The sequence below is a fragment of the Archangium sp. Cb G35 genome (assembly GCF_001896145.1).
Taxonomy (GTDB): Bacteria; Myxococcota; Myxococcia; order Myxococcales; family Myxococcaceae; genus Archangium; species Archangium violaceum.
The window spans coordinates 322,468-347,719 of sequence record NZ_MPOI01000017.1 but is presented as its reverse complement, the minus strand read 5'-3'; the positions used below and the strand labels follow the sequence as shown (position 1 = coordinate 347,719).

Below are 25,252 nucleotides of genomic sequence, written 5' to 3'. Positions count from 1 at the left end.
ACACGGCCCCCATTCCGCCTAGAGTCTGAGCTGGCAGCCCTTGCCCACCCCACCGGACCCAAAGGAGTCGGGCGTGGTCGTGGTGGATTGGGAGCTGACGGCCCAGGAGACCCGGGGTCCCTTCACCTTGAAGCTGTGGGACGAGATCGGGATGCGGCTCGTCACCATCGGCAACATGACCTTCCACTGAGTCCTGACGCTCATGCGTGTGTCAGACCCAACGGGTACCCCCTCGGACTGGCAACCCATCAGGGGGTGGCCATCACCACGGGGACTTCCCATGAAGCTGGCCGGAGCGGTGGTGCTGTTGGTACTCCTCACCGGATGCGCGACACACCAGGGGACGGGAGGTTCTGGCCCTTCGCCCTCACCGGGGGCCAAGCCCGCCGTGAAGAAGGAGTTGCCGTGGCTGACGGTGCCGGGCGGGCGCATGAAGATGACCCTCTTCTACGGCCCTTGGCAGTGCCGCCAACAGTTCATGAACGAGTGCCAGATGAAGTGCACCAGTGAGGGCCATTTGCTCAAGGGCTGCATGTGGCTGGCCGATCTCAAGTTCGACTGGGAAGGAAGCCTCTTCCTCTTGCCCGTGGACGTTGAGGCCGGGAGCCGCTACGGCATTTATCACTGCTGCTGCAACTACACCGAGCTGTCGAAGGAAGAAAACGAGACCCAGCGCGATATATGGGACGCCTTCAGAGCCTCGTTCCGGGATGATTGGTCAAAGAAGTTCGGGCAGTGGCCCTTCGAAAACGGGGAGAATTGGCCAGGGCACCATGTCCATGACCTGAAGCACGGTGGCAACCCGGTGGACCGCAACAACATCATTCCCGCGCAGCCGGGCGTGCATAAGACCTTCACCAAGGCGTACCCCGCTTGTTACAGCGGCCAATCGCCCTGGAATACAGTGGGGCCCGACCTGCCCTACACGGACAACTGACGATGGCCATGCCCATGAGCGACCTGCTTGAAGATGTCTCGCGCGAGCACTTCCCGTATCCGCCCGCCACGCCCGAGGAGATCGAGGAGTTCGAGCGGCGGGTGGGCTGGCAACTGGACCCGGACCTGCGGGCCTTCTATCTGCATTGCAACGGGGCGGAGTTGTTCAAGCAGCGGCCAGGTTGTCCTTACCGCATCCTTCCCTTGTCCGAGATCATCCGGGCGCGGGTGGCCATCTACGACGAAGATGATGACCAGTGGGGTCCCGCTTCCGTGTATGCACTCTGCTACGTTCAGGACGGCGATTACGTGGTGGTGGATGTGGGCCACCAGGAGAACGGACGTTATCCCCTCGTCGATGGCTGGCATGAAGCATGGCCGGACCCGAAGCAATGCGGCCAGATTGCCAGTTCCTTCTCGGAGTTCTTGGAGAAGGCACTGCGGAGCAAGGGGCGCCAGTTCTGGTTGAAGCGTGCCGCTGGGCGTTGAGCAGGCCGGCTGCCGTCGATACCCGATCTGCCCTATACAGACAGCTGACGATGACCACCCCGATGAGCAGCCTGCTCGAAGAGGTCTCCCGCGAGCCATTCCCGCATCCCCCCGCCACGCCCGAGGAAATCGAGGAGTTCGAGCGGCGGGTGGGCTGGGAGTTGGACCCGGACCTGCGGGGCCTTCTACCTGCTCTGCTCCGACCCGGCGCACAGCCCGCGCGTCACCCTCCAGCGGCCCTTCTCAACCCCTTTGCTCCAGCCCTCCCCCTCAAGCACGGCCCCCATTCCGCCTAGAGTCAGAATAAGCGTCGTCCTCACAGCTTTCCCACGACAATGGAAATTTGAGACTCTACAGAGCGGTAGACCTCAAGATTGACGTGAGTTGGAGTCTTGATGGCTCCCGAGACACGGAACACGCGCCGCTGTTTAACCTCTGCGCACTTGAAGTCATCTGGGCCACGGGGCCACGGTTCACTGTGGTCTTCATACGATCCGCTCACGTAGACAGTCACATGAGGCTCTTCCGCATCCACAAAGGCGACGTAGTCTCCGGCCTCTTCGACGTGGATCAACAGGTCGGCTTTATACCCCGCAGAGTTCGGCGACAAACTCACATTGTAGCGCTTATCCACCGAGAGAATATGCCGCACTCCTGGTGCGAGATATTCTACTGTTGGGCGACGAATGGTTGTGCAGGCCATAACCTCAATTTCGTGCTCCCGGCTAGCGCAACCACAGAACAACAACACGGCAGGCAATAGAGCTTTGTATTTCATTTGCCCCTCCTGGACTCGCGAGAACCTGGCACGTCGGCGGTATGATGGTGCCTCCCTTGGTTCAATTGTCCCAGTTCCGACGCTGGAGCGTGCGTAAGGAGTGCTGCTGTGGCGGTCGCAATCAACTTCAGTGCTTTCATGCGCGGTTGACAGGGCATGCGGGGGTTGAACGCTGACTGGGTCGTGAGCAGTCAGCAGTCCCGAAGCCGCCCCGGGCAAAAAGGGCGGGACGTGTGGAGCTTATGCGCGGAACTTCCCCCGTTCCGTCGCATGGGCAGTGGACCAGGATTATTGGGACAAGCCGGAGCGGCCCGGGCCTCCGCGCTGGAGTCGGAGGATCTCGGGGAGCGGTTGCGCGCCGTCCCGGGGCTCACCGTGCTGCTGGACGTGTGGCTGTCGGACACGACGAAGGACACGCGCTTCTTCATTCTCGACTACGAGCAACCGACGGACCACCAGCACCTCGAGGGCGAGCGCTTTCGCCAGCGCATGACGCTCCTCTACCGCTACAAGCCGGGGCCAACGCCGGTGGTGTTGAACACGCTCGGGTACGGGCTCACGCCCACCCCCGCCCAGAGTGAGCCCACGCGGCTGCTGACGGCCCACGAGCTGCGCGTCGAGCACCGCTTCTTCGGCACCTCGCGCCCGGCCTCCCTCGACTGGAAGCGGCTCACCATCGAGCAGGCCGCGGCCGACCACCACCGCATCGTCCAGGCGCTGCGCCCGCTGCTGGGGGACGGCCGGTGGCTGAGCACCGGCAACAGCAAGGGCGGCCAGGCGGCCACCTACCACCGCTACTTCTACCCGGATGACGTGGAGGCCACCGTCGCCTATGTGACGCCCAACGTGCGCGGGGAGACGGACGTGCGGGCCGTGCGCTTCCTCGAGACGGTGGGCACCGACGCGGACTGCCGCGAGCGGCTCGAGTCCATCCAGCGGGCCGCCCTCACCCGGCGCGAGGAGCTGCTGCCCCTCGCCGCCGGGGTGGCGGCGAGCACCGGCGCCACTTTCAACGTGCTCGGCTTGGACCGGGCGCTGGAGTTCTCCGTCCTGGAGCTGCCCTATTACTTCTGGCAGCTCGGGGGCCAGACCCTCTGTCCGACGATTCCGGCCCCGGGCGCGCCCGCCTCGGCGCTCTTCGACTTCATCCAGCGCCACACGTACTTCACCGGCAGCTTCGGGGACGCGGGGCTCCAGTCACTCGCGCCCTACTACTACCAGGCGGCCACGCAGATTGGCGCGCTGCGCTACGCGGAGCACCACCTGCACGGGCTGCTGCGCTACCCACGGCAGGACCTCCCCGCTCACCTGCCGCCGCTCGGCGTGCAGAAGCGGTTCGATGTCACCGCCATGCTGCGCGTGGGGCACTGGGTGCGCAACTCGGGCCAGCGGATGCTGTTCCTCTACGGCGAGGACGACCCGTGGTCCTCCGTTCCCTTCGAGGTGCGCGAGTCGAATGACTCGCTGCGCTTCGTCGTGCCCCGCGGCAACCACGGCGCACGCCTCGCGCAGCTCCCCGAGCCCGAGCGCACCGCCGCCCTCGAGCACCTCTTCCAGTGGGCCGGCCTGGAGCCGTCCGCGGCCCGGCACGGCCTGCGCGTGCCCGAGGCCGACACCTGGTCGTGGGAGGACTCCCTCGAGCCCGCGCACCGGCCGCTGTAGTCCGGACAGGGCGAGGCCGCCACGGCGCGGGGGGCACGCGGGGCGGCCTTCGTCCAAGGGGGGCGGTCCTCTCCGGCCGTTGGAAGCCCACGCCCCTGCTGCCGGCCCATCAGGCCGGGTGATAGGGCATCTCCAGCGTGAAGGTGGCCCCGTGCCCCAGGCCCTCGCTGTGGACGGTGAGGTCGCCGCCCATCTCCTGGGCCGCCAGAGCGCTCGAGTGCAGTCCGAACCCGTGTCCCTCCTCACGGGTGGTGAAGCCGTACTGGAAGATGCGCGTGAGCATCTCCGGCGCGATGCCCATGCCATTGTCGTGAATCGAGATCCGGACGTGGCCGCTGGGGGTGTGCTCCAGCTTGACGAGGAGGCGCCGCTCGTTCACGGGCACGCCATCCATGGCGTACTTGGCATTGCTGACCAGGTTGACCAGGATCATCAGTGTCTTGTGCTTGTCGGTGAGGGCCGGAGGCAGCTCGGCCAGCTGCCGTTCCACCTTCACCTGGTGGCGGGTGAGTCCGGCCGCGTTGATGCGCAGCGCGTCCTCCACCAGTCCGGCCAGGTGCACGGGCTCCTGCAGCCGGGGCGTGCGCGCGTAGTTCTGCTGCACCTTGACGATGTCGCCCACGTGCTCGGTGTAGCGGCCGACGTCCTCCAGCAGGGTGACGATCTGCTTGCGCTCGTCGAGCAGGTTCTGCCCCAGCTTGCTCATGAAGGGCATCAGATTGCGGCCGCGCGTGTCCTGGGTGAGGAAGGTGCCGAGTCCGGACTGATTCTCCTGGAGCATGCCGGCCACGCGGCCCACGTGCTCCAGCCGCATGTCCGTCATCCGCTCCCTGGCGAGCTGGGCCGAGGTGTAGATGCTGTTGAGGACGTTGCCCACGTTGTGCAGCACGTTGGTGGCGATCTCCGCCATGCCGGCGCGGCGGGCGGTCTGCACCAGCTGCAGGTGGACCTCCTTCAGCTCGCGGGTGCGCTCCTCGACACGCTGCTCCAGGCTCTCGTTGACGTGGCGCAGCTCTTCCTCACGGTGCTGGACCTGATTGGCCATGAGCCGGAAGGCGCGAGCCAGTTGCCCCAGCTCGTCTTCACGTGTGGTGTCCAGCTCGACCTTGAAGTCCCCGGCCGCCACCCGGTCCGTGGCCTGGGTGAAGGAGAGCAGCGGGCGGGTGATCTGCTGCCTGAGCACCCAGGACACGATGGCCAGTTCGATGAGCAGCGACAGCACGCCGAGCAGCAGGACGATGCGAGCGGCCTGGAGGGCGGGGCGGGACACCGCGCTCTCGGGCAGGACGGTGACGAAGTACCAGCCGGGGCCCTTCAGCCGTGCCACGGCGAGGTACTCACCGGTCTCCGGATGCTTCTGGATGACCTGGCCGGAGGGGCTCGACTTCACCTGCTCGACGATGCCGCGCAGGTGGGCCTGCTGCTCCTCGGTGGCGCCCCCCTCCTGCTTCAGCCCGGGATGGGCAATGGGCTTGCCGTCATCGCGAAAGACGATGTTGTAGGACTCGGGGAGGTGGTCGTTGAGGGTGCGGGCCATCAACTCCTCGATCATGACATCGTGGCTGATCGATGCGACATGGCGGCCATCCATGTCCAGGGGAGTCGTGACCGTGGACATCGCCTGCTGTGAGACCGGCTCCTTGTAGATGGGGGACCAGGTCGTCTGCCGCTTCGGATTGTTCCCGGGCAGGCTGCCGGGAAAGAAGTCCTGGGTGATGATCGACGTGTTGGGATCGCTCTCGTGGATCCAGTTGGGGCGCTCCGGCCAGAACATGACGAGCGACCCCTCGGGCAGCGTGATGAAGGAGTCCGCGAAGCGTGTACGAAAAGCGGGCCCATACTGGAGGAGCACATCGTACGCGGCCAGGAGCCGGCGGCGCTGGTCCAGGTCGACGGGCACGCCCCTGGGGACGAAGAGACAGGGCATCCTCGTTCCGTCGAACACCTCGGGACGGTTGCGGATCGCGCCATCGGGCATCAGCGCGAACAGGCTGTCGAAGCGGGCACTCACGTCCTCGTGCTGATAGGCGTGGATCTTCTCCTCCAGGGCCGACTTGAGGACGGCGTGGTTGTCCTCGGCCAACAGGAAGATGGATTGCTCACGCTGGCTGCGCTCCGCCACATACTGCTGCAGTCGCGAGAGGGCCTCGGTGCGCAGGGTGTGGAACATGTGGAGGTAGCTGAAGAGGGTGCTGAGCGCGATGACGACCGCGATGCGCACGCCCATACGGATGAGCGTGGATTGAGCCAGGGGCGCGCGGGGGCGGGAGGATGTCGGCATGGTGGCATGCCGACCTGGCGTCCTGGCCGCGGACCTGCCCGTCTGGCTGTCCGCTGGGTTCGAAGCGCGTCGGCGGGGTCGGCTGTGACGCCTCTGACATAAGACAAGCCGCGAGAATTCCGCGAGGAGAAGAGCGGCGGTCCCCCGTCTGACTGCTGTGTGCGAAGGCATGTGGAGGGGTGGCGGGCTGGAGCGGCCCTGGCCGCGAATGCCGCAACGGCACTTCGTACGTCAGTGACCTGCAAGCCCACGCCCCTGCGGCCTGCCGCCTGGTGGGCCGCTTGGGCCGGCGTGTGCCCACAGAGGCGGCACGGCCTGTGCTCCGACCCGGCGCACAGCCCGCCCATCTGATTCACATGGAGATGCCCGTTTTGAGAAAACGGCTCGTCGTCATCATGCGCACGTTCTTCGTCACATTGAGTGACGGAGAGTGCATCACTCGCAGATCCATCAGGAAGACGTCGCCCGCTTTCCCGCAGAACTCGACGACGGAGACGTCCACGCCATGAATGGAGTGGGGTTTCATGAGCTTCTCCGCTGAAGCCTGCGGGCCCTCGAACAGCGCCCCGAAGAGCGCATCCTTCCGGAGAACGGCGTGCGCGTTCCCGTTTCGAGCCTCGGGAACATAGTGAAGGCGGTGCGAGCCCGCGATCGCCAAGGTCGCTCCGCCCCTGGGTTGCAAGTCGTCGATGAGCAGGAAGGCCTGAACTCCTGGAAGCTCGTCTCTTTTCGGAACGGCGAGGTCGAGATGCCAGTTCAAGCCGCCGAGCGACCATTCTTCTTTGTTGGGGAAGGAGAGAAGAAGCTGCGGACGCGGAGCCGCTGCCTTGAGCGGAGCTCCGGCGAGAGCGTTCATGGTCCCCAGAAGCTCCGCGGAAAACAACCCATCGAGCTCCGGCCCGGGTTTCACCATCTGGCTCAGCTTCCCCGTCTGCTGGAAGAAGGGAAGGGATTGGAGCTTCGCCGACGACAGCTTCCCTTTCTCCCGCAGCTTCAGGCGATCCAGTTCGGCGAGGATGGAATCCTTGACGGCCGCCACCGCTTTCCTGGGAATGAACCCTTTCAGGCCGAGGATTCCCGTTTCCGCGAAGATCTTCCGTTCGGCTTCCGTCACGCGAGCGCCTCGAGGTGCTGCTTGTAGTAACAAGAAGGCGCCACTGGTGACGCCCGCTTTGGCCGCTGATGTGTTAGTCCGGCTTCAGAGACAAAGGAGACTCCCATGAGCACAATCACGCTTTCCCAAAAATCAATCTGGACCGGCCGCATCCTGAGCGGGCTTGCCGTCGCGTTCCTGCTCTTCGACGCCGTCATGAAATTCATCATGGACAAGCTGCCACCCGAAGCCCTCGAGGCGGGATCCGCCCTGCAGTGGCCCATCGAGCGCATGCCGCTGGTCGGTACGATTCTGCTCATCTGCCTCGCGTGCTACTTGATTCCCCGGACCGCGATCCTGGGCGCGATCTTGCTCACAGGTTACCTCGGCGGCGCGGTCGCGAGCCACGTGCGCGTGGGTAATCCGCTCTTCTCGCACACGCTGTTCCCTATCTACGTGGCGGTCTTCCTCTGGCTGGGGCTTTTCCTGCGCGATGCGCGGGTACGAAAAGTGCTCGAGCCCTGACTCGACCTCGACGGCTTCAGCCGGCAAAAAGGTCCAGTGCTGTCTCCACGAGGCCCTCACACAGGGCTTTTCAAAAGCTCACGTCACGCTGACGCCGGGATAGGGGCGCGGCGTGCCCGCGGGCTCGATGATGCGCGGGTTGCCTCCCGATCCGGGGGTGTTGCCGGGCCCGCCATCCGGTCGCAGATGCGGCGGCCCCCGGTGGTGCGGCGCGTCCTCCTCCGTCCCGGCTTCGCGGTCGGGCGCGGTGGGGTATGCCTCGGGCGGGATGTGCAGCACGTCGTCCTTCTTCTGGCTCATGGCGGCCTCCTTCCCTCCAACGTGGGTGCCCTCCAGGCCCTGGGCACCTGTCATGACGGCGCCTGATTGCCTGGCTGCTCCCGGGAAACCAAGGGCAAGGAACTGGAAGAGATGTCGTCATGGAGGGCCAGCTCACGGCTGCTCCAGCGCGGACACGTCCGGGCAGGCGGAGGCACTGCCCACCTCCGCCGTCTCCCAACTCCGCTTCAGATAGGTGACGCGGAAGCTGGCGTCCCAGCACTCCACCTGCGTGGCGGTGAAGCCCACGGGTACGTCTCCGCCCGTCACGGAGATGATTCCCACGCCTCCGCGGTCCTTCGTCCACCGGCTGATGATGGCGAGGTCCTCCCTCCGCGTGCCGGGGAGGATGTCCGTGTCCTCCAGCAGGAAGCCCATCTCCCCGAGGCCTCCGGGAAGCTCGCGGTACGCGTAGAGGATTTCGGACGCGGTCCGGGGAGCGGCTGGCACGAAGCGCATCCGCACGGTGATGGGGAGCGCGCGCGTCTGGTAGACGATCTCCAACAGGTCCAGGTTCGCGAGCCCTCCGACGTCGAAGCCATGGGCCTTCGTCTCCTTGACGAGGATCCGCACCGCGCCCGTGCCCTTGCGCAGCCCTCCGTCCGGCTGGAAGGTGCCCTCCAGGGCGGACCACCACTCCTCCTCTCCGGCTCCCCGGGTCCGGTACTGGAGCAGGTAGGTGAAGCGCTCGGGCTCGCGCTTCATCGCGAAGCGCACCTCGTGTCCGGGGTGCTGCGGTGCCGGCCAGGGCCCCCATACGCGCAGCTCCGGCTCGCGTGTCGTGGGCGGCAGCTTGCGAATCTCCTCCAGCAGGGTGAGCAGCCCATCCATCCCGTTGTTGAACGTGTCCGAGGCCTCGCGCGTGTCCTGGTAGAGCCTGGATGGCTCTCCCACGGCCAGGGCATCCGTGCGCCGGCGCAGGCCTCCCTCGCTCACCGTGCCGCTGGCGCCAGGCAGCTCGGAGGCCAGGTCCTCCCGGGTGGGCAGGGCGTTGAGGAACTCGAGATCGTCGTTGGAGAAGTTCCCGCCACACGCGGCGGCGAGGCAGCCCAACAGCAGGAGCCAGCAGTTGCGCATCACGCGCTCCCTGTCAGAGGCGGTACGTCACGAGCGCTCCGAGCTCCCAGTAGCCCAGGGAGCGCTGTGCGTCGACGTTATAGAGGAGGTAGTGGAGGCGGGCGCGCCCGGTGAGCTCGAAGCGGTCCGACATCCGCCAGCGCACGCCGCCCACGAGGCCCGGCGTGAACACGGCGTAGAACTGGTCCGGGAGGCTCGCGTCCTCGAAGTCGCGGCCCATGACGAGGTAGGCCAGCCGGGGGCCCACGAAAGGGGAGACGCGGCCCAGGGGCCACTCGGCCACGAGCGAGGTGCCCACGTTCAGCAGCGAGTAGCGGTAGCTCGGCCCCGAGAGGGTGGGGAGCTCCAGCGTGGCCTGCCGCGCGCCGAGCGCCAGGTCGATGTCCCAGCGCCAGTTCTCCCGGAAGTAGTGGTGCAGCCCCACCTCCAGGCCGAGCAGCGGCGTGGAGAGGAAGAGGTTCTCGCGCGTGGGCGTATCGAAGAAGGAGTGGTAGCCGCCGGTGAGCCCCAGCGTCCAATACGTGCGCAGCGCGCGCTCGCGGGGCGCCACGCCCTTCACCGGATCATCCGAGAAGGGCGCATCATGCAGCCGCGACTCGTCGAGCACCGTGGTGCGTCCGCGCTGGACCTCGGCCTCGCCCACGCGCAGCCGGTCCGCCAGCCGCCGCTTCACCGTGTACCGGCCCGGGGCCAGGGCGAGCCGCCGCTCGACGTCCACGGCCTTGTCCAGCTCCGCCACCACCAGTCCGGCCGGGTTCACGAAGTAGTAGGCCCCCGCGGGAGCGGTGCGAGGCACCACCAGGCCCTCGTCACGTCCCCGCAGGTCCGTCAGCACCAGGTCGCCATTGCCGGCGAGGTCGTAGCTGAAGGTGGGGTGCTGGGCTCCGGCGCTGCTGTCGGCGGTGTCCGCCACGGTGCGGGCGTAGGCATGCGAGTACGCCTCGAAGAGCGTCACCTGCCCGTCGCCCGAGCGATCCGCGTCCCCCATCAGCCCGCTGCCCAGGTGGTGGGAGAAATAGCTGCCCCCCAGCAAGTCCGACTCCTGCGAATCCTCGTCCGCCGAGCTGGAGGTGAGGATGACGAGCCCCCGGGCCTCGCGCGCGGCGCCCGAGTCGATGGCGAAGGCCGGTGCTCGCCGGGCTCCCTTCGTCCGGGTGAGCGCTCCGGAGCGGCACGAGTCCAGGATGGCGATGCGGATGTCCGCGGGAGCCGCCAGCAGCCGGCGCTTGAGCGACTCCAGGTCCAGCGCGCTGTCTCCCAGCCGGAGCGCGCCGTCCTTCGCATGGCCCGAGTAGTAGACGATGAGCGCGGTGCGCTCGCCCCGGGCCCGCGCTGTCCGGGAGCCCGATTCCAGCTCGGCCAGGGCCCGGAGGAAGTCTCCGGCGTCCTCGTCCAGCAGCAGCCGCGCGTCGCCGGATTCCACGCCGCCCAGCCGCGTCAGCAACCCATGCATCTTGCGCGCGTCGTCCCGGGCGAAGCGCAGCGGCCGGGTGTCCGCGCCGCCCTCGTCATTGCCCACCACCAGCGCGAAGCGCCGCAGCGGTTGCGCTTGCACGGCCGCCGCCAGCACCAGCGCCAGGGCGAGCACCAGGCCTTGTCCGGACAGGCGGCTCATGGCTTGCGCAGCAGCCAGTGGGTCTCCTCGCCGCCGGAGCCCAGCGTGGTCATGTTCTCCACCTTGCCGCCGGCCGCCTCCCAGGCGCTCCGTGCCGACTCCCGCACCGCCTCCACGCTCAACGGCCGATCGGAGAGCACCATCACCACGCGCTCGTAGCCCGAGCCGGTGAACGCCAGGCTGTCGGGGAGCCAGTGCCGGCCGGGGCCCGCCTCCACGGGGAGGCTCATCCCGTCCTGGGCGTAGAGATCCGACACCTCGCCAGCCGCGTCCACCGACATCGCGAGCACATACCGGTACGGCCCGGACACGTAGGCCAGCCGCACCTTCTCGTCCTGCTCCAGTTCCTCGGTGCCACCCGGCAGGACGCCGCGCTGCGGTCCTCCTCCTCCGACTCTCAACTCCGCCGAGGCCCCGCCCTTGAGCCGGTTGGTGGGCGGCTGGGAGAGCATTGGCCGCACGAGCACCACCAGCAGCACCGAGGCCGCCATCGCCACCAGGACCCCATTGAGCAGGGGCCGCGAGGGCTGCGTCTTCGGCTTCTTCAGGGCGCGCTCCACGCCGGCCTCGAAACGCTCGAAGGGAACCTGGGCCTCGAAGCGGGCCTGGTCCGCCTCGAGCCCCTTCACGAGCTCCTGGCACTCCGCGCACCCGGACACGTGGGCCCGGGCCTGCTCGGCCTCCTTGCCGGGAAGCTCTCCGGCGTGCAGCCGCCGCAATGTCCATTCCGACAGGTGCGCGCTCATGGGACCTTCAGCTCCTCGTTCGACAGCGCGGCGAACTGCTCCAGCCGCTTCCGCACCGTGGGCACCGAGCGCCCCAACATCGCGGCCACTTCTTCCAGCGTCATCCCGTCCACCCAGTAGTGCACCACCGCCGCCTGCGTCTCCACGTCCACCCGCGACAGCAGCGAGCGCACCAGCTCCCGTGTCTCCAGCCGCCGGGCCCCGTCATCGCCTTCGGGCCTGGCCAGCTCGTCCCGCTCGAACCAGCGCCGCCAGGGCGCCCGCTCCGCGCGCAACTGGTTGAGGCAGTGGTGGGTGGCGATCTTCATCAACCACGCCAGGGGCGAGGACTCGTTGTGCAAGCCCTCCGCGTGGGTGAGGGCGCGGGCGAACACCTCCTGCATCGCGTCCTCGGCCTTGCTGGCGTCCTTCAACAGGTAGCGGCAACGCCCATACACGCTGCCGCCATATGCCGTGTACAGCTCGCGCAGGACCGTGCGCCGGTCCTTCCGACCGCCGTCGATACCCTTGAGGACCGGTGTCACTCCTGCCACGAACTGCCTCATCTCGCTGCGGGTTGAAGGGCCGCGAGCTTACAACGAGGACTCACAACGAGGAGTAGCTCGCCGTGGCGAAGGCGCAGTCATTCGCCTCGATGCCGTACTGCACCTCCTCGGGGAAGGCGTAGCTGGCGCGCAGGAAGCGGCTGGCGAAGGTGGTGTCCCAGCACTCATTGACGTGGGCCTCCTTCGAGCCAAGGTCCCCGCCCGACAGCTCCACATCCGAGCGGCCAGCCCCCGACTCCAGCCAGCGGCTCTTGATGGTGAGGGTCTCCTTCGCGGCCGAGCCCTCCGCCTTGTACCAGTCCTGGACGAGCTTGAAGTCGAACTGGCCGCCCTGGGCGGGGGTGGCGGCGTAGCGGTAGTCCGCGTCCACGCGCTTGCTGGTGTCGTTCTCGTCGCGCACCTGGCGGAACGCCGCGTCCACCGTGGCGGCGCTCGTGTCGTCCTCGCGCGCGTACTTCACGGTGAAGCGGCCCACGTTCTCATCATGCTCGGGCAGCGTCGCCTGCTTGTCCCAGTCCAGCGTGAACTCACCCTTGCCGAAGCCCTTCAGGGGCTCGCCAGCCGCGTCCACCGCAGCGGTATGCGTGCCGGTGATGACGTCCACGAAGGCCGGGTCCTGCGCCTCCTTCGCCTTGGCCGACACCGTGTAGCTGTAGGTGTTCTCGCCCGTCTTCTTCACGGTGAGCTTCCAGGTGTTGCGAGCGAGCGCCTCGGTGTGCGGGCCCCACACGGCCGTGTCCTCGGTGAGGGTGGTGGGCGGGTACTTCGTCACCTGGTCCACCAGGCGCAGCACCCACAGCGTGCCGCCGTTCACCATCACGGTCGTGGCCCGGGTCAGCTTGTAGAACTCGCTCAGGTCGCCCTTGCCCTGGCCGTGCACGGCCTCCGCGGACGTGAGTGCCTGGCCGCTCTTCTCCGGCGTCTTCACCTCCACCATCTCCTTGGTGGGCAGTACGGAGCGGAACTCCTCCTCGCGGTCCATCCGGCCACAGCCAGCGAGCATCAGGGCGGAGATCAGCAGGCTCTTGCGCAGCGTCATGGTCATTCCCTCTCGGTTGCCCGCCCGGTCCTCGTGACCGGTGCGGCTCATCTGCCCGTAGGGACACAGCAGGGTCCAAAAACAGAAAAGGCGATTTCTCGCGGGTGAGAACCTCAAGGATTCCGATGGGTTGGAAGTCCCTTGGTTGCCCTCCAGGCATACCGGACGGGGGCTCCGACGAGAAAAAGGACCCGTTCCTAGGTTTGCCGCATGGAAAAGCGACACCCCAACCACCCCGGGGAGATGGGAATCGACGCCTCGCTCGCCGAGCGGAGCCGGACATCGGACGAGATCAACGCCCGTGGCCGGGCCATCGAGGTGTTGCTGGACGCCGGCGTGCCGTTCCTGGTCGGCGGCGCCTACGCCTACTCCACCTATACGGGCATCTACCGCGACACCAAGGACCTGGACCTCTTTCCGAGGAAACGGGACGCGGAACGGGCGCTGGTGGAGCTGGAGAAGGACGGCTGGCGCACCGAGCGCGCGGACGAGGTGTGGATCTACAAGGCCTACAAGGGCGAGTACTTCGTGGACTTCATCTTCTCCTCGGGCAACGGCGTGGCCACGGTGGACGACGAGTGGTTCGTCCACGCGCGGACGGCCACCGTCTTCGGCCACCAATGCCTCATCTCGCCGGCCGAGGAGACCATCTGGTCCAAGGCCTTCGTGAACGAGCGCGAGCGCTACGACGGCGCGGACATCAACCACCTCATCCTCAAGATGGGGAGGAGCATGGACTGGGAGCGGCTGCTGCGGCGCTTCGACCGGTACTGGGAGGTGCTGCTCAGCCACCTGATGATGTTCCGCTTCGCCTACCCGTGCGAGCGGGACCTGGTGCCCACGTGGCTGATGACGGAGTTGATGTCGCGCACGCTGGACACGCTCAAGGAAGGCAACTGGGACGAGCGGCTGTGCCGCGGGAATCTCATCTCGCGGGTGAACTACGCGGTGGACATCCATCACTGGGGCTACGGCGATGGCCGGTCCTGGGATGAACGAGATCGAGAGAAGGGGGAGGCACGTGGCGCGGGACGCGAACTCGAAAATACGCTTGGCGGCGGTAGGTGACCTGCACTGCCGCGAGGATCAACACGGCCGCTTCCGTCAGCTCGTCAAGCAGATCAACGCGGAAGCGGACGTGCTGCTGCTGTGTGGGGATCTGACGGACCGGGGCATGGTGGAGGAGGGGAAGGTGCTCGCCGAGGAGTTGTCGGCGCTGCGGGTGCCGGTGGCGGCGGTGCTCGGCAACCATGACTACGAGCACAACAATGCCAAGGAGATCTGCGGCGAGTTGGCGAGGGTGGGCGTCCACATCCTCGATGGGGACCACTTCATCTTCGAGAAGGTGCTGGGCGTGGCGGGGGTGAAAGGCTTCGGCGGAGGCTTCGGCAACGCGACGCTGCAGGCCTTCGGCGAGGGGCAGACGAAGGCCTTCGTGCAGGAGGCGGTGCAAGAGTCACTGAAGCTGGAGGCGGCACTCAGCCACCTGGATACGCCGAAGAAGGTGGTCATCATGCACTACGCCCCGGTGCCGGAGACGCTGGAAGGGGAGAACATCGAGATCCGCCCCTTCCTCGGGACGAGCCGCCTGGCGATGCCGGTGGACCACTATGGTGCCGAGGCCGTCTTCCACGGGCACGCACACCACGGCGCGCACGCCGGAAAGACGAAGAGCGGCATTCCCGTCTACAACGTGGCGATGCCGCTCATGACGAAGATGCACCCAGACCAGCGCTTCATGCTGCTCGAGGTGTGAGGTAGAGACTCGGGGAGTGCCGACTGCGGTCGGCACTCGGCTGGGTTTTTCCCTCATGGGAGACAACCTGGAGCGGATGGAGTCCAAGCCCATCTTCTTCAAGATTGCTGTCCGCTGCGCCCGTCGATTTCTTCAACACCGCCCCCGCGACTGTCCAAGGTTCGGCGCCAGGGTTTGCGAGTTGAAGTTGAAGCACTCCTCCACACTCCAGCCATGAGACCCCCATGCGCCCGCCGGGCTCTCTGCGCTCGGCCAGGAACCGCTCCTTGTCCTCCTGACACTGGTGCGCTTCTGCCCGTGCCTCGTCAGCCTCCCTCTTGAGTGCGCCCGCTGGGCGCGGCTCGCGGAACACTTCCACGCGCCGGTTGTTGCCCACGTCGTACGCTCCGTTTTGGTCCTTATTTGGACCCCAGGGAGCACGAAGCGGCGGGTAACTTCTAGTGGAGGCGGCGGGAATCGAACCCGCCGCTTGGCGCTCCCAGAGTGAGCCTGGCGGAGTTTTGTGGGAGCCTGGCGGTAGCGTGTGCCCTGGCGAGGTGTGGCTGGGGAGGGGCTGGTGGGGGCGCACGGGTGGGAGTACCGGCGGAGGCGGCCGGAGGGGACAGTGTTGTATGCGGCGGTGAGGGACAACCTTGCCACGCTGCTGGCGGAGGCGAGCGAGCTGGGGCGCGGCCTGCCCCAGTACGTGGAGCGGGACTTCGCCCGGTACCTGGAGTGTGGAGTGTTGGCGCACGGCTTCGCGCGGGTGCGCTGTGAGAGTTGCAAGGACGAGCTTCTCGTCGCCTTCTCGTGCAAGGGACGAGGGGTATGCCCGTCCTGCAATGCGAAGCGGGCGCATGTGACGGCGGCGCACCTGGTGGAGCGGGTGCTGCCGCACGTCATCAACACACGTGAGCTGGCGGCCATGCGCTGGCCCTGGGCGTCTGTGGGCTTTCTGGGGCCTCACGTGCGCATTGATGATGAGGCGAAGCGCCTGCTCTTCTTGCTGGGAGAGCCGGTGCAACTCGCCCCACCTGCGCCCCAGTAACACCGGGGCCTCTCTCGCTTCGAGTGGGACGAGCAAATCCGCAAGGTGGCACCGCCGGGAGAGCCCGCGGGCGACGACAGCCTGCACCGCGCCGTGACTATGCCCACTGCTCTGGGCTCAGGCGCGCGTGGCGCCCAGGACGCGGACGAGCCATCAGGCCGCTCCGACCCCGGGTCTTCAACAAGCCTGCCCACGTGCATATGGCCGCGGGGCTTGAGCGCCTAACAAAAGTAAGGGTTGGGCTCTCCCGCCCGAGGGGCCACGCCCCTCAAACCAGATTTTTGTTAGGCGCTCTTACTCCCAGTTCCTGCGCGATCTGTGCCTGCGACCAGCCAGAGCGAAGCAGGCGTGCTGCCGCCATCCTCCGCTCTTCGCGCTGCTCCGTCGTCAGCTTCTTGGGCCGCCAAGCCATGGGAGATAGCCTCCTCTGGCTTCAACGCCTCCTTCTTCACCTAACTTCCTGAAGCCCATTAGTACTACTCGGTCATTTCGGATGCTCTCCGAGGAGGATTTCCCCTCGAAGTTTCGTAATGCCCCTGGGGAAGTGACCGGGTCGTATTAGGTGTAATATGAGTCCACAGCCAGTGAACGAACCTCCAAGCCTCACTCGTGACCGGACACCAAGGGACGTGCCATGACCACAGTTTCAACGCTGCGCCTGGGTGCTGCAGCCAACCTGTTGTTCGGCTTTCAGCCGCTTTGGAACCCTGTGGACGTAACGGCCTTGCCGTTCCATGCCCCGTTGGCTCAGCCCACCGAAACCACGGAAGTGACTCCCAGCGACAACGGTTCGGCCTGGGACCTTCCTCTGGTCACCCTGCATGACGATGTCACCAGCCTGATCAGCCGCTTGTACGGTTATAACGTGCTGTCCTTCCAGCCCAACGCCACGGACTATTCGGTGCCGTCAGGTGCGCTTGTGCTGGAAGATCTCGACCGCTTTGCGACACTTTCCGCCCTGAGCGGTGCGCTGGGCATCGACCTGACCAAGTCGTATTCGTACATGCTGGTGCGACTCCGGCGCCTGACCAGCGCGGCCACCCACGAATACGTTTCCAATTTTGGCGCCAAGGATCGCGGCGAGTATCTGACGGCGGAAGCCCGCGCGGCTTATGCCGCGCTGGCGGCGGGACAGGCCACGGCGCCCCAGGACGGTTCGCTGACTAGCGCCGAGGCCCAGGCCTATGTCGCCTCCTTCTATCGCCATGGCACTCATTTCGTGTCGCGCATCCAGTTCGGCGATATGATCTGGCAGGTCTTCGCCTACGAGGCCCCCGCCTTCGCCGAGTTGAAGAAGGCGTTCGACCACGACAAGAACACCCTTGGCGAAGTGGGCGGCTTGGATGCCCTCAACTACCAGTACTACACAACCCCGGCCAGTTCGGCCACTGGTCACCCCTATGGCTATACCGCGGCGGCGGGCAAGGTGCTGGCCTGGAGCCGTGACCCGCTGCTGGCGGCATCACTGGCCAAGGGCCAGTGGCGGGATGAAAGCTATGTCGGCGGCGACAGCATCTTCATGCCCTTTGTCCGGCCTGGCAAACCGAACGCCATCCTCACCCAGTTCCGACAGGTCGTACCGGTCGCCTTCGACTTGAAGCCGTTGGCCGCGCTGATCCCATTGACCAACGCGTCCTACCGTGGCCAAGTCTGGGCGCGACTGTTCGACGGTGCTTTGGTACAGAAATACGGCTCGGCGGTGCGGGTGCCCTTCAAGGTCAAGGCGCCGGCCCTCTGGAGCGCCGTCTTCGGCGACAATACCGACTGGCTGTCGACCATCCTGACGCCCACCGTCAATGTCTATCAGGACTATTTGGATCTGCGCCGGATCCAGATGAGCAACGTCGATGAAGTCTCGACGTTTTCGACCTTCAGTCAGGTGCTGCAGGCAACCGGCGAGGCGCCCATCGTGCTTCCTGGCAGCACCATCACCCTGGTCAGCTACCTCATCGACACCTCCGCCAGTGACACCGTCCCCGTGCTGCAACTCAGCGATGCCGGGTTCAAGAACCTGGTGCTGACCTGCGGCCGGATGATTGGTGTGCTGATGGTGACCGGGCGGGCAGCCGGTGCCCGGCGCACCGTGATGGACGGCTTCCTGTTCGCCTTCGGCGACCCTGACGCGGCAACGGGACGAGCGACCGTCAAATTGCTGTCCGACATCCACGCCAGGCCGAGCCTCCCAGTCTTGAAGTCCCTGACCACCAGCATGCAATTCTCGCTGGTCTCCGCCGAGACGCGACTCTACGCCCGTGGCACCAACGCCCAGTTCGCCGAGACTCTGGCGAGAGCCTACCTCTACTGGCTGGCTGGCCTCATTCCCGAGGAGTTGGACGACGCCGAGCTGGCCGGCATTCAGATGCAGGCACTCTATCTGGCTCGCATCGCCGGCAACCTGAACGCCGAGGGTGTCACCGTCAGCTATCTGCGCTATGCCTCCTATCAAAGCTATGTGGAGTCGCTGATCGCCAGTGCCGACAGCCTGTCCGATCAAATCCGCGACTTCCAACGGGAGATCAGGGAGCGCAAGCAAACCGAGCTCCTGGCCAAGGGCATCGAAGATCTCAACGACAACATCAAGAAGACCGGCAAGCTGCTGACCGACTACTTCAGCGCGGTGGCACAGAATCAGCAGGACATGGCGGGCTATTACGACGACATCGTCACGAAGAAGCAGCAGGAATTCGACAAGAGTGTCGTCGACATTGCCCAGCTGCAAACCCAGCTGCAAACCCAGCAAGCGGAGGTCAAATCCGCCGTGGCCTCGTTCAAGCAGGCCCTCGCCACTTGGGAAAAAGAGCAGGTGGCCAAGTTCTGCCTGCAGCTGGCCGTCGACGTGTTCTCACTGGGAGCGGCCATTGCCGCTCCTTCCAGCGAGCTCAAGGCGGTGGCCAGCCTGGGCCAGACCGCGCAGAAGATCCAGAAGGTGTTGAACGTACTGAGCATCCTGGCCAAGATCGAGCAGGGCATCGAGACCCAAATCCGCACTATGCAGGGCGTCTCGCGCACGCTGTCGCAACTGAGCAGCGACGTCGATATGCCGAGCTCGCGCGAATGGTCTGAATTCAGCATCAACATGGACAGCGCGCTGACCACCGTGCCCAACGATCCGGGGGTGCAGCAGGCCAAGGCCGATCTGGTGGCCGCGTTCAAGATCCTGGTGCTACGCGGCCAGGCCTGGGTGGATGCGCGCGGCAAGCAGCGCCAGTTGCTCACCGACATCTACTACAACCTGCGCCTGCGGCAGATCAACCAGGCCCAGGCGAAGCGAGTCGACGACCTCACCAAGGCCCTGCATCTCGGTGACACCTCAAAGCCCGAGACCGCCCGCATCGATCTGATCGGGCTGACCGGCCAGGTTCAGTATCAGCTCAATCAGGTACTGGCGGTGCTCGCACGGACCCTGGCCATCCAGGATGCCGCCGTGCAGTACGAATATCTGGGCCAACCGACGGCGATCAAACAGTTCGACCTGAACAGCCTGAAGACGGTGATGCGGCTGCAGAAGGACAGCATCGTCACCGCGCTGGAGCAGCTCAATCCGCCGCCCTTGCCGGTGAGCCAGCCCATCCAGTACCGCATCGTCGGCGTGCCGGTGTCGGAGCTCAAGAATGGCGGCGTCTACGAGTTCGTCATCCAGCCGAGCGCCACCGAGTTCTTCAGATACACCATGGTGCGGGTCACCAAGGTGGTGGCGTCGGTCGAGGGCATCAGCGGCTCGGCCAGCGGGGAATACCTGCTGAACGTCACCTATCGGGGCGATCCCTTCCTGGACCGAGATGCCAACCGCCAGCTCATTACCTTCAACACCGTTGAGCGACATCTGGGCCCTTACAACTACGACATCGCCAGCGGCCAGGCACGGTTCGGTGACCAGACCAGTACACTCAACGACAAACTCACTGCCTTCACGCCGTTTTCGACCTGGCAGGTCAGCCTGCCCCCCACCAGCATCAACAAGGGCCTGACCTTCTCCGGTCCGACGGTGGACATCGTGCTGACGTTCAGCATCACCGCGCGGCTGGTCGATTCCGCCGCACTGCGAGCGATGCGCGCGCCGCATTCCTCGCTGCTGGCCGCCGACAGCCCGCTCCTGGCCGACGCTCCCAGCACAGCCACCCGGGAGCGCCTGCTGGAGCAGATGTACCAGAACCAGGCTGTGCTCAAGGGGTGGGACGTGGTCCTCAACATGCTCGAGGACAGGGTCAATGACTTCATCAAAGAGCAGTTCAAGAAGAAGGTCGGACCGCAAGAAGAGGAAGTCATCACTGTCGGCTTCTGTCAGACGTTCCTCAATCCTGAGGGCGAGGGACAGATCGCTGCCTACACCCGCTTCAACATCACCCTGGGGCCACCGCTGGTGCAGTTCCAGCAAAACAACAGCGCCTATGTCGCCATGACCCAGAAGATTCTCAAGGGCTCCTTGGACAAAGGCGCTCTGAAGGTGGGAAATGACTGGGACCCAGCGAAGAATTGCAACCTGTCCGATCCCGGGATCAAGTGGAGGCACACCGACTTGCCCCTTGACGGCAATCCGAGCCTGAATTTCTCGGTGCCGATCACCGTGGTCAACGGCCTGGTGCAGAGCCGCGACGGCAGCACCAACACCCATTCGGTGGTGCTGGATTTCGCCAAGGGCACCGTCATCGCCCAGAACATCAAGGTGGATACCGACAACGCCGAGTTGAACAACCGGCTGTCGGCTTATTTCCAGACCACCGAGCGCAAATACATCATCAACACCGTCGTGTTCGATGACAAGACCACGTTGCCATCCCTGCGGCCCAGCAGCTTCAGGCTGAACGTGCTCGGCACCAATAGCAAGAAGCAGATCCTCCAGCTGTTCATCACCACTTCGGGCAAGCAGCAGAACAACCTGACCATCGACGTGAACGAACCGATCCCCGATGGTTACGAGAACTCGCTGATGATCAACACGAAGATCATGTTCGAGGACATCTTCGTACACAGCTTCAACCAAGCCGGAAACCTGGCGGTCGAGGCGGTGAATCCGGGGCCAGACTTCAAGGCCTATAGCGCCAAGATCTCGAAGGGGAGCGTCACGAGCCGCATCGATTGGGGGAAGGACTATGATAAGTTCCGCCTTTCAAGCTCATCCAACGACCTCACCACCGACATCACCGGGCTGAAGTTCCAGCGCAGGGAGAAGGGGGGCCTGGATCTCCACTTCATTGCCAAGCCCTCGGTCGGCTTCGAGTACCGGACGCAGATGAAGAACCCACGAGGAGGATACTATTGGACGGGCTGGCGCTCGAGCAGCGTCGATGTCAACCTCAATATGACAGGCACCTATGCCATCACCACCGGCGGCGAAGGTAAGAACCAGTTCATTCAGATCGCCAGCGCGCCTCCGGAGGTCAATGTGGACAACACCGACATCAAGCCCACCGGCCCCTGCGAGTGTAACGACAACGACCTCAAGCTCCAGGTGATCAATACCATGGCGAAGAGTGTGCCGCAGGCTCTGGCCAAGCAGATGGCGGGCGTCGAGTTCAAGGCGATCTCGCTTTTCGCGCTCTACAACCTGCTGTTCCCGGCGAAGACGCTCATCCAGACCAAGGAGTGCTACCTCCCCGGCGATCTGCTGGTCCTGGGCACTTTCGCTTCCGACGCGTCATAGAACCACCCTGCCGGCGCGCGGCCCTGAGGGCAGCGCGCCGGTCCCAGATGAGGCAACGGATGGCCATCCCCCCCTCCCTGTGTCTTGGAACCGCGGCGAACCTGCTCTTCGGCTTCCGGCCGGGCTGGGACCCATCGAATGGCGACAGTTCACCGCTCTACGCGCCACCGCGGGCGCCCTTGGAGACTTGCGACGCCGCCATCGTCGCCCGTGCCGATGACGGCTGGGGCTTTCCCGAGCTCACGCTGCACGACGACCGCGAGAGCCTGGTGACGGCCCTGTACGACTGTCGCGTCATTCCGATTCGGCGGGAGGGCCAACCGTTCCAACTGCCCTCGGGCGAGCTGCTGCTGGGCGATACCGATCGCGGGGGGGTGCTGGCCGAGTTGGGCGAACGGCTCGGCATCGACCTGACGGGTGACCGTGGCTACATGCTGGCCCGGCTGCGCCGCGTCACCGGCCGTGCCGACCATGAGGTGACGGTCGAGAACAACACCGTGATGTTCAGCCGCATGCGCCACCTCACCCGCGAAGGCAGGAAGGCGATGCTGCGTCTGCGTCCCGGCAGGCGGCGCTTCGCGGGTGCCGCCTATGACTCGGTGGTGGGCGGCGCTCAGGCGGCCCGCTGCCTGGAGTTCTGCCGCGAGTTCGGCACCCACTTCGTCTCCAGCGTCACCGTCGGAGAAATCCTGCTCCAGGTCTTCGTCTATGACCGCGCTGCCTTCGCCGAGGTCGCAGCCGCGGCTCGGGCCGTCCAGGACCGCGGCGGTTCCATCACCGGTTATGAAGCGCTGGATTTCGCCTATTACGCGCGACCGGGAGCGGGCGCCCAGGCGGGACGGCTGGTCAGCCATAGCCGGGATCCCGCCCTCGCCGAGAGCTGCCGCCTGGGCCTGTGGCATGACGAGCGTCTGGGCGGAGACAGCTTGTTCACCCCCTTCCACCGCCAGCCTGGGCGAGCGGACGAGCTGCTGTCGCGGTTCAAGCGCATCGTGCCGGTGGCCTTGGAGCTGACCTCCCTCGACCGTTTCATGGAGCACTTCCGCGCGTTGTCCTTCCGCCGCGTGCTCAAGGGCGCGCTGTTCCAGAAGTTCGGCGCTACCATCGCCCTGCCGCTACCCCGCCTGGTCGAGCGGCCATGGTCAGAGGTGTTCCCGGATGCGGCCAATGGCCCCAGCAGCGGGAGCGACCCGGTCCTCGCCGCGCCAGTGCTCGACCTGTCCGCGGGGGGCCGCATCGTTCTGCCGGCTTCGCCCGTCACCCTGGCTCCCCAGATCATCGACGCTCCGCGCAACACCGCCAGTGCCGCGATCCTGGAGGTGCCGGGAGAGGGCTTCGACGCGCTCGTGCTGACGGCCGAGTTCATGGAGGGGGCGTTGGTCCTGGTCGATGGCACGGGCCGTCGCGAGGTGGTCGTGGACGGCCTGCGCTATGCCGATGGCCCGCCCTCCCCCGAGACCGGCCGCAGGGGGGTCATGTCGCGAGGCGACCTGCACACCCTCGCGCCCGAGGCCCCCTGTCGGCTGATTCCCCTCCTCGAGCGGCTTCTGCCGACCGTGGCGGCGGCCGCCGACATGGTGGAGCCGGAGGCGCGAGACCTGCTGCTGGCCCATCTCGACCGTCTGGCGCGACTGTCGGCCAGTGCAGGGCAGGTGGCCCCTGTCGCTGTGGTGGCGCGCCTGCTCGCCAGCGTGCTGGCGGATGACGACGCCAGGCGCGGCGGAGCTCCCGCCCTGTGCCATGCCGACCTGCGGGACGACGCCGCCGAGTTGATCAACGCCGCTACCGAGCTCGAGGCGCTGCTCCGCCACTCCCGTCCGCGGCTCCGCATGCTGATGAGACAGGCGTTGGCTGCCGATGCCGGGCCAGCGGTGCGGCAAGTGCTGGCCGAGGCCCAGCGCGATGAACAGGCGATCCTGGCCAGCTACCGGCGGCGCCTGGAGGACATCCACGGCCGGATGCTGGTGGCGCTGGGCCGGAGCGCCGCCGCCGAGGTCCGCCAGGCCGAGCAGTCCCTGCGGCAGGTGCTATCGGCACTCGCTGCCCCGTCGCCCTGGGTTGCGATCATCGTCCAGGCTTTTGCCGGCGGTGCCGAGCCCGCCTCGGCTGAACCTTCCGCGCAAGGGCTACCCGAGGCGATCCTGCGTCGGCATGCTCGCAAGTGCCAGGCGCTGGTGGGCCTGTTCGACGCGCTCGACTGTCTAGCGACCGATGGCAGCGAGCTCGCCCTGCGGCAAAGCGCCGAGGCGCTGGATGCGGCACAGGCCGGCGCCGGCCTGCCTGGAAAAGAGAACTGGGTGGAGTTCGGTCAAGCCGTTGGGGCTGTGCAGGCCACCTTGCCCCAGCCAGCGGCCGAAGCGCTGGGCCTGATGGTGGCACTGGGGCGGGACTGGCTGGCCGCCCGCCATCGCCTGGCCGAAGCGCAAGTCCTCGCGCTCACCGCGAGAGCGCTGGAAGCGGCGGATACCCGTCCCGTGGATGCCGACTCAGCGCCGGCACGTCTGGCCTACGAGCACAGCCGGATCCTGGTGGTCCTGGCGCATCTGAGGAGGCTTCAGGAGGCCGCCCTGGGGCGCGCTGGTGAGCGGCTCGCGGGCGGGCTGTCCGCTATGGTCTGGACCGTCGAGGCCCAGGGCAACGAACTCAACGAGCGAAGAGACGCGAATGTCCAGCGACACGATTGACAACCTGATCGCCCAGATGCAGCAGAATCAGGAGGTGCTGAACGGCTGGGACCTGGTGATCAACCTTGTTGCGAAGCCGATTGCCCACATCATGAATCTCCCTGCCGTCGATTTCTGGGCCTGGAGGATGCATGTGGCTATCTCCTATTGCCAGGCATTGCCCAACCCAGACGGCGAGGGCCAGCTCGCCCTCTACACGGTCGTGGACATCGTCCTGCAGGAGCCGGAGTTCCACTTTCCCCCCGCCCATCCCGGCATGGCCAACATCGAGTTCGAGGCGACGGGGCAGCTGCGCCTCGGCAGCCAGGTGGTGGCTGAGGGATTCGTCCCCGCCCGTGACGCCAACGCGGACGCCGCCGCTATCCGCTGGAAGACGACGGAGCTGGGCAGCAGCCGGTTCGCCGCGCTTGTCCCCATGTCGATTGTCGAAGGCCAGATGGTAGGCCTCGCCGATGGCATCGCTGTGGTCATGGACTTCCCCAGCGGGAGTTTCAACTCGCCAGCCTTCGCGGAAGTCCAGGATAACGACCGCCTGCAACGCGAATTGAGAACCTACTTCGCCAGCCACAATGCCAGCTACCAGGTGGCCAAACTCCCGGGAAAGCTCTTCAAGTCGCTGCCGTCCCTCTTCACCTCATTCAAGCTCAACACGCTGGAAACCAACAGCGGCAAGCGCGTACTGCAGCTCTTCCTGTCGGCGCAGCCAGACCCTCCGTCGTTGAGCATGACCCTCCACGTCAACGAACCGGTTCCAGACAGTACGGATTTCTCGTTGATCATGAGCCGTCAGACCGCCGTCACCCTCGCCGACATGCTGTCCACGGGGAGCGGATTCATGATAGCGGCGTGGCTCAACCTGTTGTTGAAGGAGAACGCGAGAGCGGCCTTCCAGGAGGCCCTGCGAGATTCCCCGCGAGAGAACCAGGGCACAGCCTATGAGGTCGACCGGGTTGCCCTGCCTGGCAACAACTGGCTGGTGGTCGGGCATTTCAATCTGCTGGTGCCCCTGCCCGGCGTGTAGGTGGCAAAAAAGAGGAGGC

21 protein-coding genes and 1 pseudogene are annotated in these 25,252 nt (G+C 65.9%); 12 read left to right on the top strand and 10 right to left on the bottom strand.

Annotation, left to right across the window (positions count from 1 at the left end; translation table 11 throughout):
• Positions 1-73 precede the first annotated feature (73 nt).
• The 4 genes and pseudogenes from BO221_RS53155 to BO221_RS56770 form a co-directional block, all read left to right on the top strand.
• Positions 74-190 (top strand): DUF2381 family protein, encoded by a 117-nt coding sequence (locus BO221_RS53155; protein ID WP_233166522.1) that lies wholly within the window; start codon positions 74-76, stop codon positions 188-190.
• 90 nt (positions 191-280) lie between these two features.
• Complete coding sequence (locus BO221_RS43540; protein WP_073566811.1) at positions 281-937, top strand: hypothetical protein; 657 nt, start codon at positions 281-283, stop codon at positions 935-937.
• 2 nt (positions 938-939) lie between these two features.
• Positions 940-1,425: an SMI1/KNR4 family protein gene (locus tag BO221_RS43535; RefSeq protein ID WP_073566810.1), complete on the top strand. Its 486-nt coding sequence runs from the start codon at positions 940-942 to the stop codon at positions 1,423-1,425.
• A gap of 50 nt (positions 1,426-1,475) precedes the next feature.
• A pseudogene (locus tag BO221_RS56770) lies at positions 1,476-1,626 on the top strand (SMI1/KNR4 family protein); the annotation flags it as partial.
• Positions 1,627-1,741: 115 nt separating this feature from the next.
• Here the strand turns inward: BO221_RS56770 and BO221_RS54400 are convergent.
• The gene (locus BO221_RS54400) at positions 1,742-2,203 is read right to left on the bottom strand and encodes a hypothetical protein (protein ID WP_143196025.1); all 462 of its coding nucleotides are present in this window, start codon (positions 2,201-2,203) and stop codon (positions 1,742-1,744) included.
• 291 nt (positions 2,204-2,494) lie between these two features.
• Here BO221_RS54400 and BO221_RS43525 point away from each other — a divergent pair, with 291 nt between their 5' ends.
• Positions 2,495-3,865, top strand: coding sequence for a S28 family serine protease (locus BO221_RS43525; RefSeq protein ID WP_073566809.1), 1,371 nt, complete (start codon positions 2,495-2,497; stop codon positions 3,863-3,865).
• 109 nt (positions 3,866-3,974) lie between these two features.
• On the opposite strand, the gene BO221_RS43520 is transcribed toward BO221_RS43525, so the two are convergent.
• Together BO221_RS43520 and BO221_RS43515 are read right to left on the bottom strand one after the other, a co-directional pair.
• On the bottom strand, positions 3,975-6,146 hold the full coding sequence (locus BO221_RS43520; protein WP_233166520.1) for a sensor histidine kinase: 2,172 nt from the start codon (positions 6,144-6,146) through the stop codon (positions 3,975-3,977).
• A gap of 352 nt (positions 6,147-6,498) precedes the next feature.
• Positions 6,499-7,260 (bottom strand): phytanoyl-CoA dioxygenase family protein, encoded by a 762-nt coding sequence (locus BO221_RS43515; protein WP_073566808.1) that lies wholly within the window; start codon positions 7,258-7,260, stop codon positions 6,499-6,501.
• Between the two features lie 105 nt (positions 7,261-7,365).
• On the opposite strand from BO221_RS43515, the gene BO221_RS43510 reads away from it, so the two are divergent.
• On the top strand, positions 7,366-7,764 hold the full coding sequence (locus BO221_RS43510; protein ID WP_073566807.1) for a DoxX family protein: 399 nt from the start codon (positions 7,366-7,368) through the stop codon (positions 7,762-7,764).
• A 78-nt stretch (positions 7,765-7,842) separates the two neighbouring features.
• Here the strand turns inward: BO221_RS43510 and BO221_RS43505 are convergent, their stop codons facing one another.
• From BO221_RS43505 to BO221_RS43480, 6 genes are all read right to left on the bottom strand, one after another.
• Positions 7,843-8,064, bottom strand: coding sequence for a hypothetical protein (locus BO221_RS43505; RefSeq protein ID WP_198956303.1), 222 nt, complete (start codon positions 8,062-8,064; stop codon positions 7,843-7,845).
• 132 nt (positions 8,065-8,196) lie between these two features.
• Positions 8,197-9,159, bottom strand: coding sequence for a hypothetical protein (locus BO221_RS43500; protein ID WP_073566805.1), 963 nt, complete (start codon positions 9,157-9,159; stop codon positions 8,197-8,199).
• 13 nt (positions 9,160-9,172) lie between these two features.
• Positions 9,173-10,774 carry a caspase family protein gene (locus BO221_RS43495; protein WP_073566804.1) on the bottom strand — a complete coding sequence of 534 codons (1,602 nt, stop codon included), beginning with the start codon at positions 10,772-10,774 and terminating at the stop codon, positions 9,173-9,175.
• Entirely contained in the window at positions 10,771-11,520 is a 750-nt protein-coding gene (locus tag BO221_RS43490; protein ID WP_073566803.1) for an anti-sigma factor, read from the bottom strand. The genes BO221_RS43495 and BO221_RS43490 overlap by 4 nt, the downstream gene beginning before the upstream one ends.
• A complete protein-coding gene (locus tag BO221_RS43485) occupies positions 11,517-12,053 on the bottom strand; it encodes an RNA polymerase sigma factor (protein WP_233166519.1) in 537 nt (178 codons plus the stop codon). Before BO221_RS43485 ends, BO221_RS43490 begins: the two co-directional genes overlap by 4 nt.
• Before the next feature lie 52 nt (positions 12,054-12,105).
• Positions 12,106-13,104 (bottom strand): hypothetical protein, encoded by a 999-nt coding sequence (locus tag BO221_RS43480; protein ID WP_083682378.1) that lies wholly within the window; start codon positions 13,102-13,104, stop codon positions 12,106-12,108.
• Positions 13,105-13,314: 210 nt separating this feature from the next.
• Here BO221_RS43480 and BO221_RS43475 point away from each other — a divergent pair, with 210 nt between their 5' ends.
• From BO221_RS43475 to BO221_RS57745, 3 genes are all read left to right on the top strand, one after another.
• Complete coding sequence (locus tag BO221_RS43475) at positions 13,315-14,172, top strand: nucleotidyltransferase (protein WP_073566802.1); 858 nt, start codon at positions 13,315-13,317, stop codon at positions 14,170-14,172.
• Positions 14,156-14,860 (top strand): metallophosphoesterase, encoded by a 705-nt coding sequence (locus BO221_RS43470; RefSeq protein ID WP_073566801.1) that lies wholly within the window; start codon positions 14,156-14,158, stop codon positions 14,858-14,860. Before BO221_RS43475 ends, BO221_RS43470 begins: the two co-directional genes overlap by 17 nt.
• A gap of 619 nt (positions 14,861-15,479) precedes the next feature.
• Positions 15,480-15,887, top strand: a complete 408-nt coding sequence (locus tag BO221_RS57745) for a transposase zinc-binding domain-containing protein (protein ID WP_158080020.1) — start codon at positions 15,480-15,482, stop codon at positions 15,885-15,887.
• A gap of 268 nt (positions 15,888-16,155) precedes the next feature.
• Here BO221_RS57745 and BO221_RS57740 read toward each other — a convergent pair whose 3' ends face one another.
• Complete coding sequence (locus BO221_RS57740) at positions 16,156-16,299, bottom strand: helix-turn-helix domain-containing protein (RefSeq protein WP_083682351.1); 144 nt, start codon at positions 16,297-16,299, stop codon at positions 16,156-16,158.
• A gap of 222 nt (positions 16,300-16,521) precedes the next feature.
• On the opposite strand from BO221_RS57740, the gene BO221_RS43455 reads away from it, so the two are divergent.
• From BO221_RS43455 to BO221_RS43445, 3 genes are read left to right on the top strand one after another with little or no spacing between them, the layout of a single operon-like run.
• Positions 16,522-21,528, top strand: coding sequence for a hypothetical protein (locus tag BO221_RS43455; RefSeq protein ID WP_143196024.1), 5,007 nt, complete (start codon positions 16,522-16,524; stop codon positions 21,526-21,528).
• A gap of 59 nt (positions 21,529-21,587) precedes the next feature.
• Positions 21,588-24,212: a hypothetical protein gene (locus BO221_RS43450; RefSeq protein ID WP_073566798.1), complete on the top strand. Its 2,625-nt coding sequence runs from the start codon at positions 21,588-21,590 to the stop codon at positions 24,210-24,212.
• Positions 24,193-25,233 (top strand): hypothetical protein, encoded by a 1,041-nt coding sequence (locus BO221_RS43445; RefSeq protein WP_073566797.1) that lies wholly within the window; start codon positions 24,193-24,195, stop codon positions 25,231-25,233. The genes BO221_RS43450 and BO221_RS43445 overlap by 20 nt, the downstream gene beginning before the upstream one ends.
• Positions 25,234-25,252 lie beyond the last annotated feature (19 nt).

What these genes read in the sequence shown, in the direction of transcription:
- BO221_RS43490 (WP_073566803.1), bottom strand. Translation starts at nt 11,520, where the DNA reads ATGAGCGCGCACCTGTCGGAATGGACATTGCGGCGGCTGCACGCCGGA.
- BO221_RS43505 (WP_198956303.1), bottom strand. Translation starts at nt 8,064, where the DNA reads ATGAGCCAGAAGAAGGACGACGTGCTGCACATCCCGCCCGAGGCATAC.
- BO221_RS43540 (WP_073566811.1), top strand. Translation starts at nt 281, where the DNA reads ATGAAGCTGGCCGGAGCGGTGGTGCTGTTGGTACTCCTCACCGGATGC.
- BO221_RS43450 (WP_073566798.1), top strand. Translation starts at nt 21,588, where the DNA reads ATGGCCATCCCCCCCTCCCTGTGTCTTGGAACCGCGGCGAACCTGCTC.
- BO221_RS43480 (WP_083682378.1), bottom strand. Translation starts at nt 13,104, where the DNA reads ATGACGCTGCGCAAGAGCCTGCTGATCTCCGCCCTGATGCTCGCTGGC.
- BO221_RS43445 (WP_073566797.1), top strand. Translation starts at nt 24,193, where the DNA reads ATGTCCAGCGACACGATTGACAACCTGATCGCCCAGATGCAGCAGAAT.
- BO221_RS43510 (WP_073566807.1), top strand. Translation starts at nt 7,366, where the DNA reads ATGAGCACAATCACGCTTTCCCAAAAATCAATCTGGACCGGCCGCATC.
- BO221_RS43495 (WP_073566804.1), bottom strand. Translation starts at nt 10,774, where the DNA reads ATGAGCCGCCTGTCCGGACAAGGCCTGGTGCTCGCCCTGGCGCTGGTG.
- BO221_RS43475 (WP_073566802.1), top strand. Translation starts at nt 13,315, where the DNA reads ATGGAAAAGCGACACCCCAACCACCCCGGGGAGATGGGAATCGACGCC.
- BO221_RS54400 (WP_143196025.1), bottom strand. Translation starts at nt 2,203, where the DNA reads ATGAAATACAAAGCTCTATTGCCTGCCGTGTTGTTGTTCTGTGGTTGC.
- BO221_RS43455 (WP_143196024.1), top strand. Translation starts at nt 16,522, where the DNA reads ATGACCACAGTTTCAACGCTGCGCCTGGGTGCTGCAGCCAACCTGTTG.
- BO221_RS57740 (WP_083682351.1), bottom strand. Translation starts at nt 16,299, where the DNA reads ATGGCTTGGCGGCCCAAGAAGCTGACGACGGAGCAGCGCGAAGAGCGG.
- BO221_RS43500 (WP_073566805.1), bottom strand. Translation starts at nt 9,159, where the DNA reads ATGCGCAACTGCTGGCTCCTGCTGTTGGGCTGCCTCGCCGCCGCGTGT.
- BO221_RS43520 (WP_233166520.1), bottom strand. Translation starts at nt 6,146, where the DNA reads ATGCCGACATCCTCCCGCCCCCGCGCGCCCCTGGCTCAATCCACGCTC.
- BO221_RS43535 (WP_073566810.1), top strand. Translation starts at nt 940, where the DNA reads ATGGCCATGCCCATGAGCGACCTGCTTGAAGATGTCTCGCGCGAGCAC.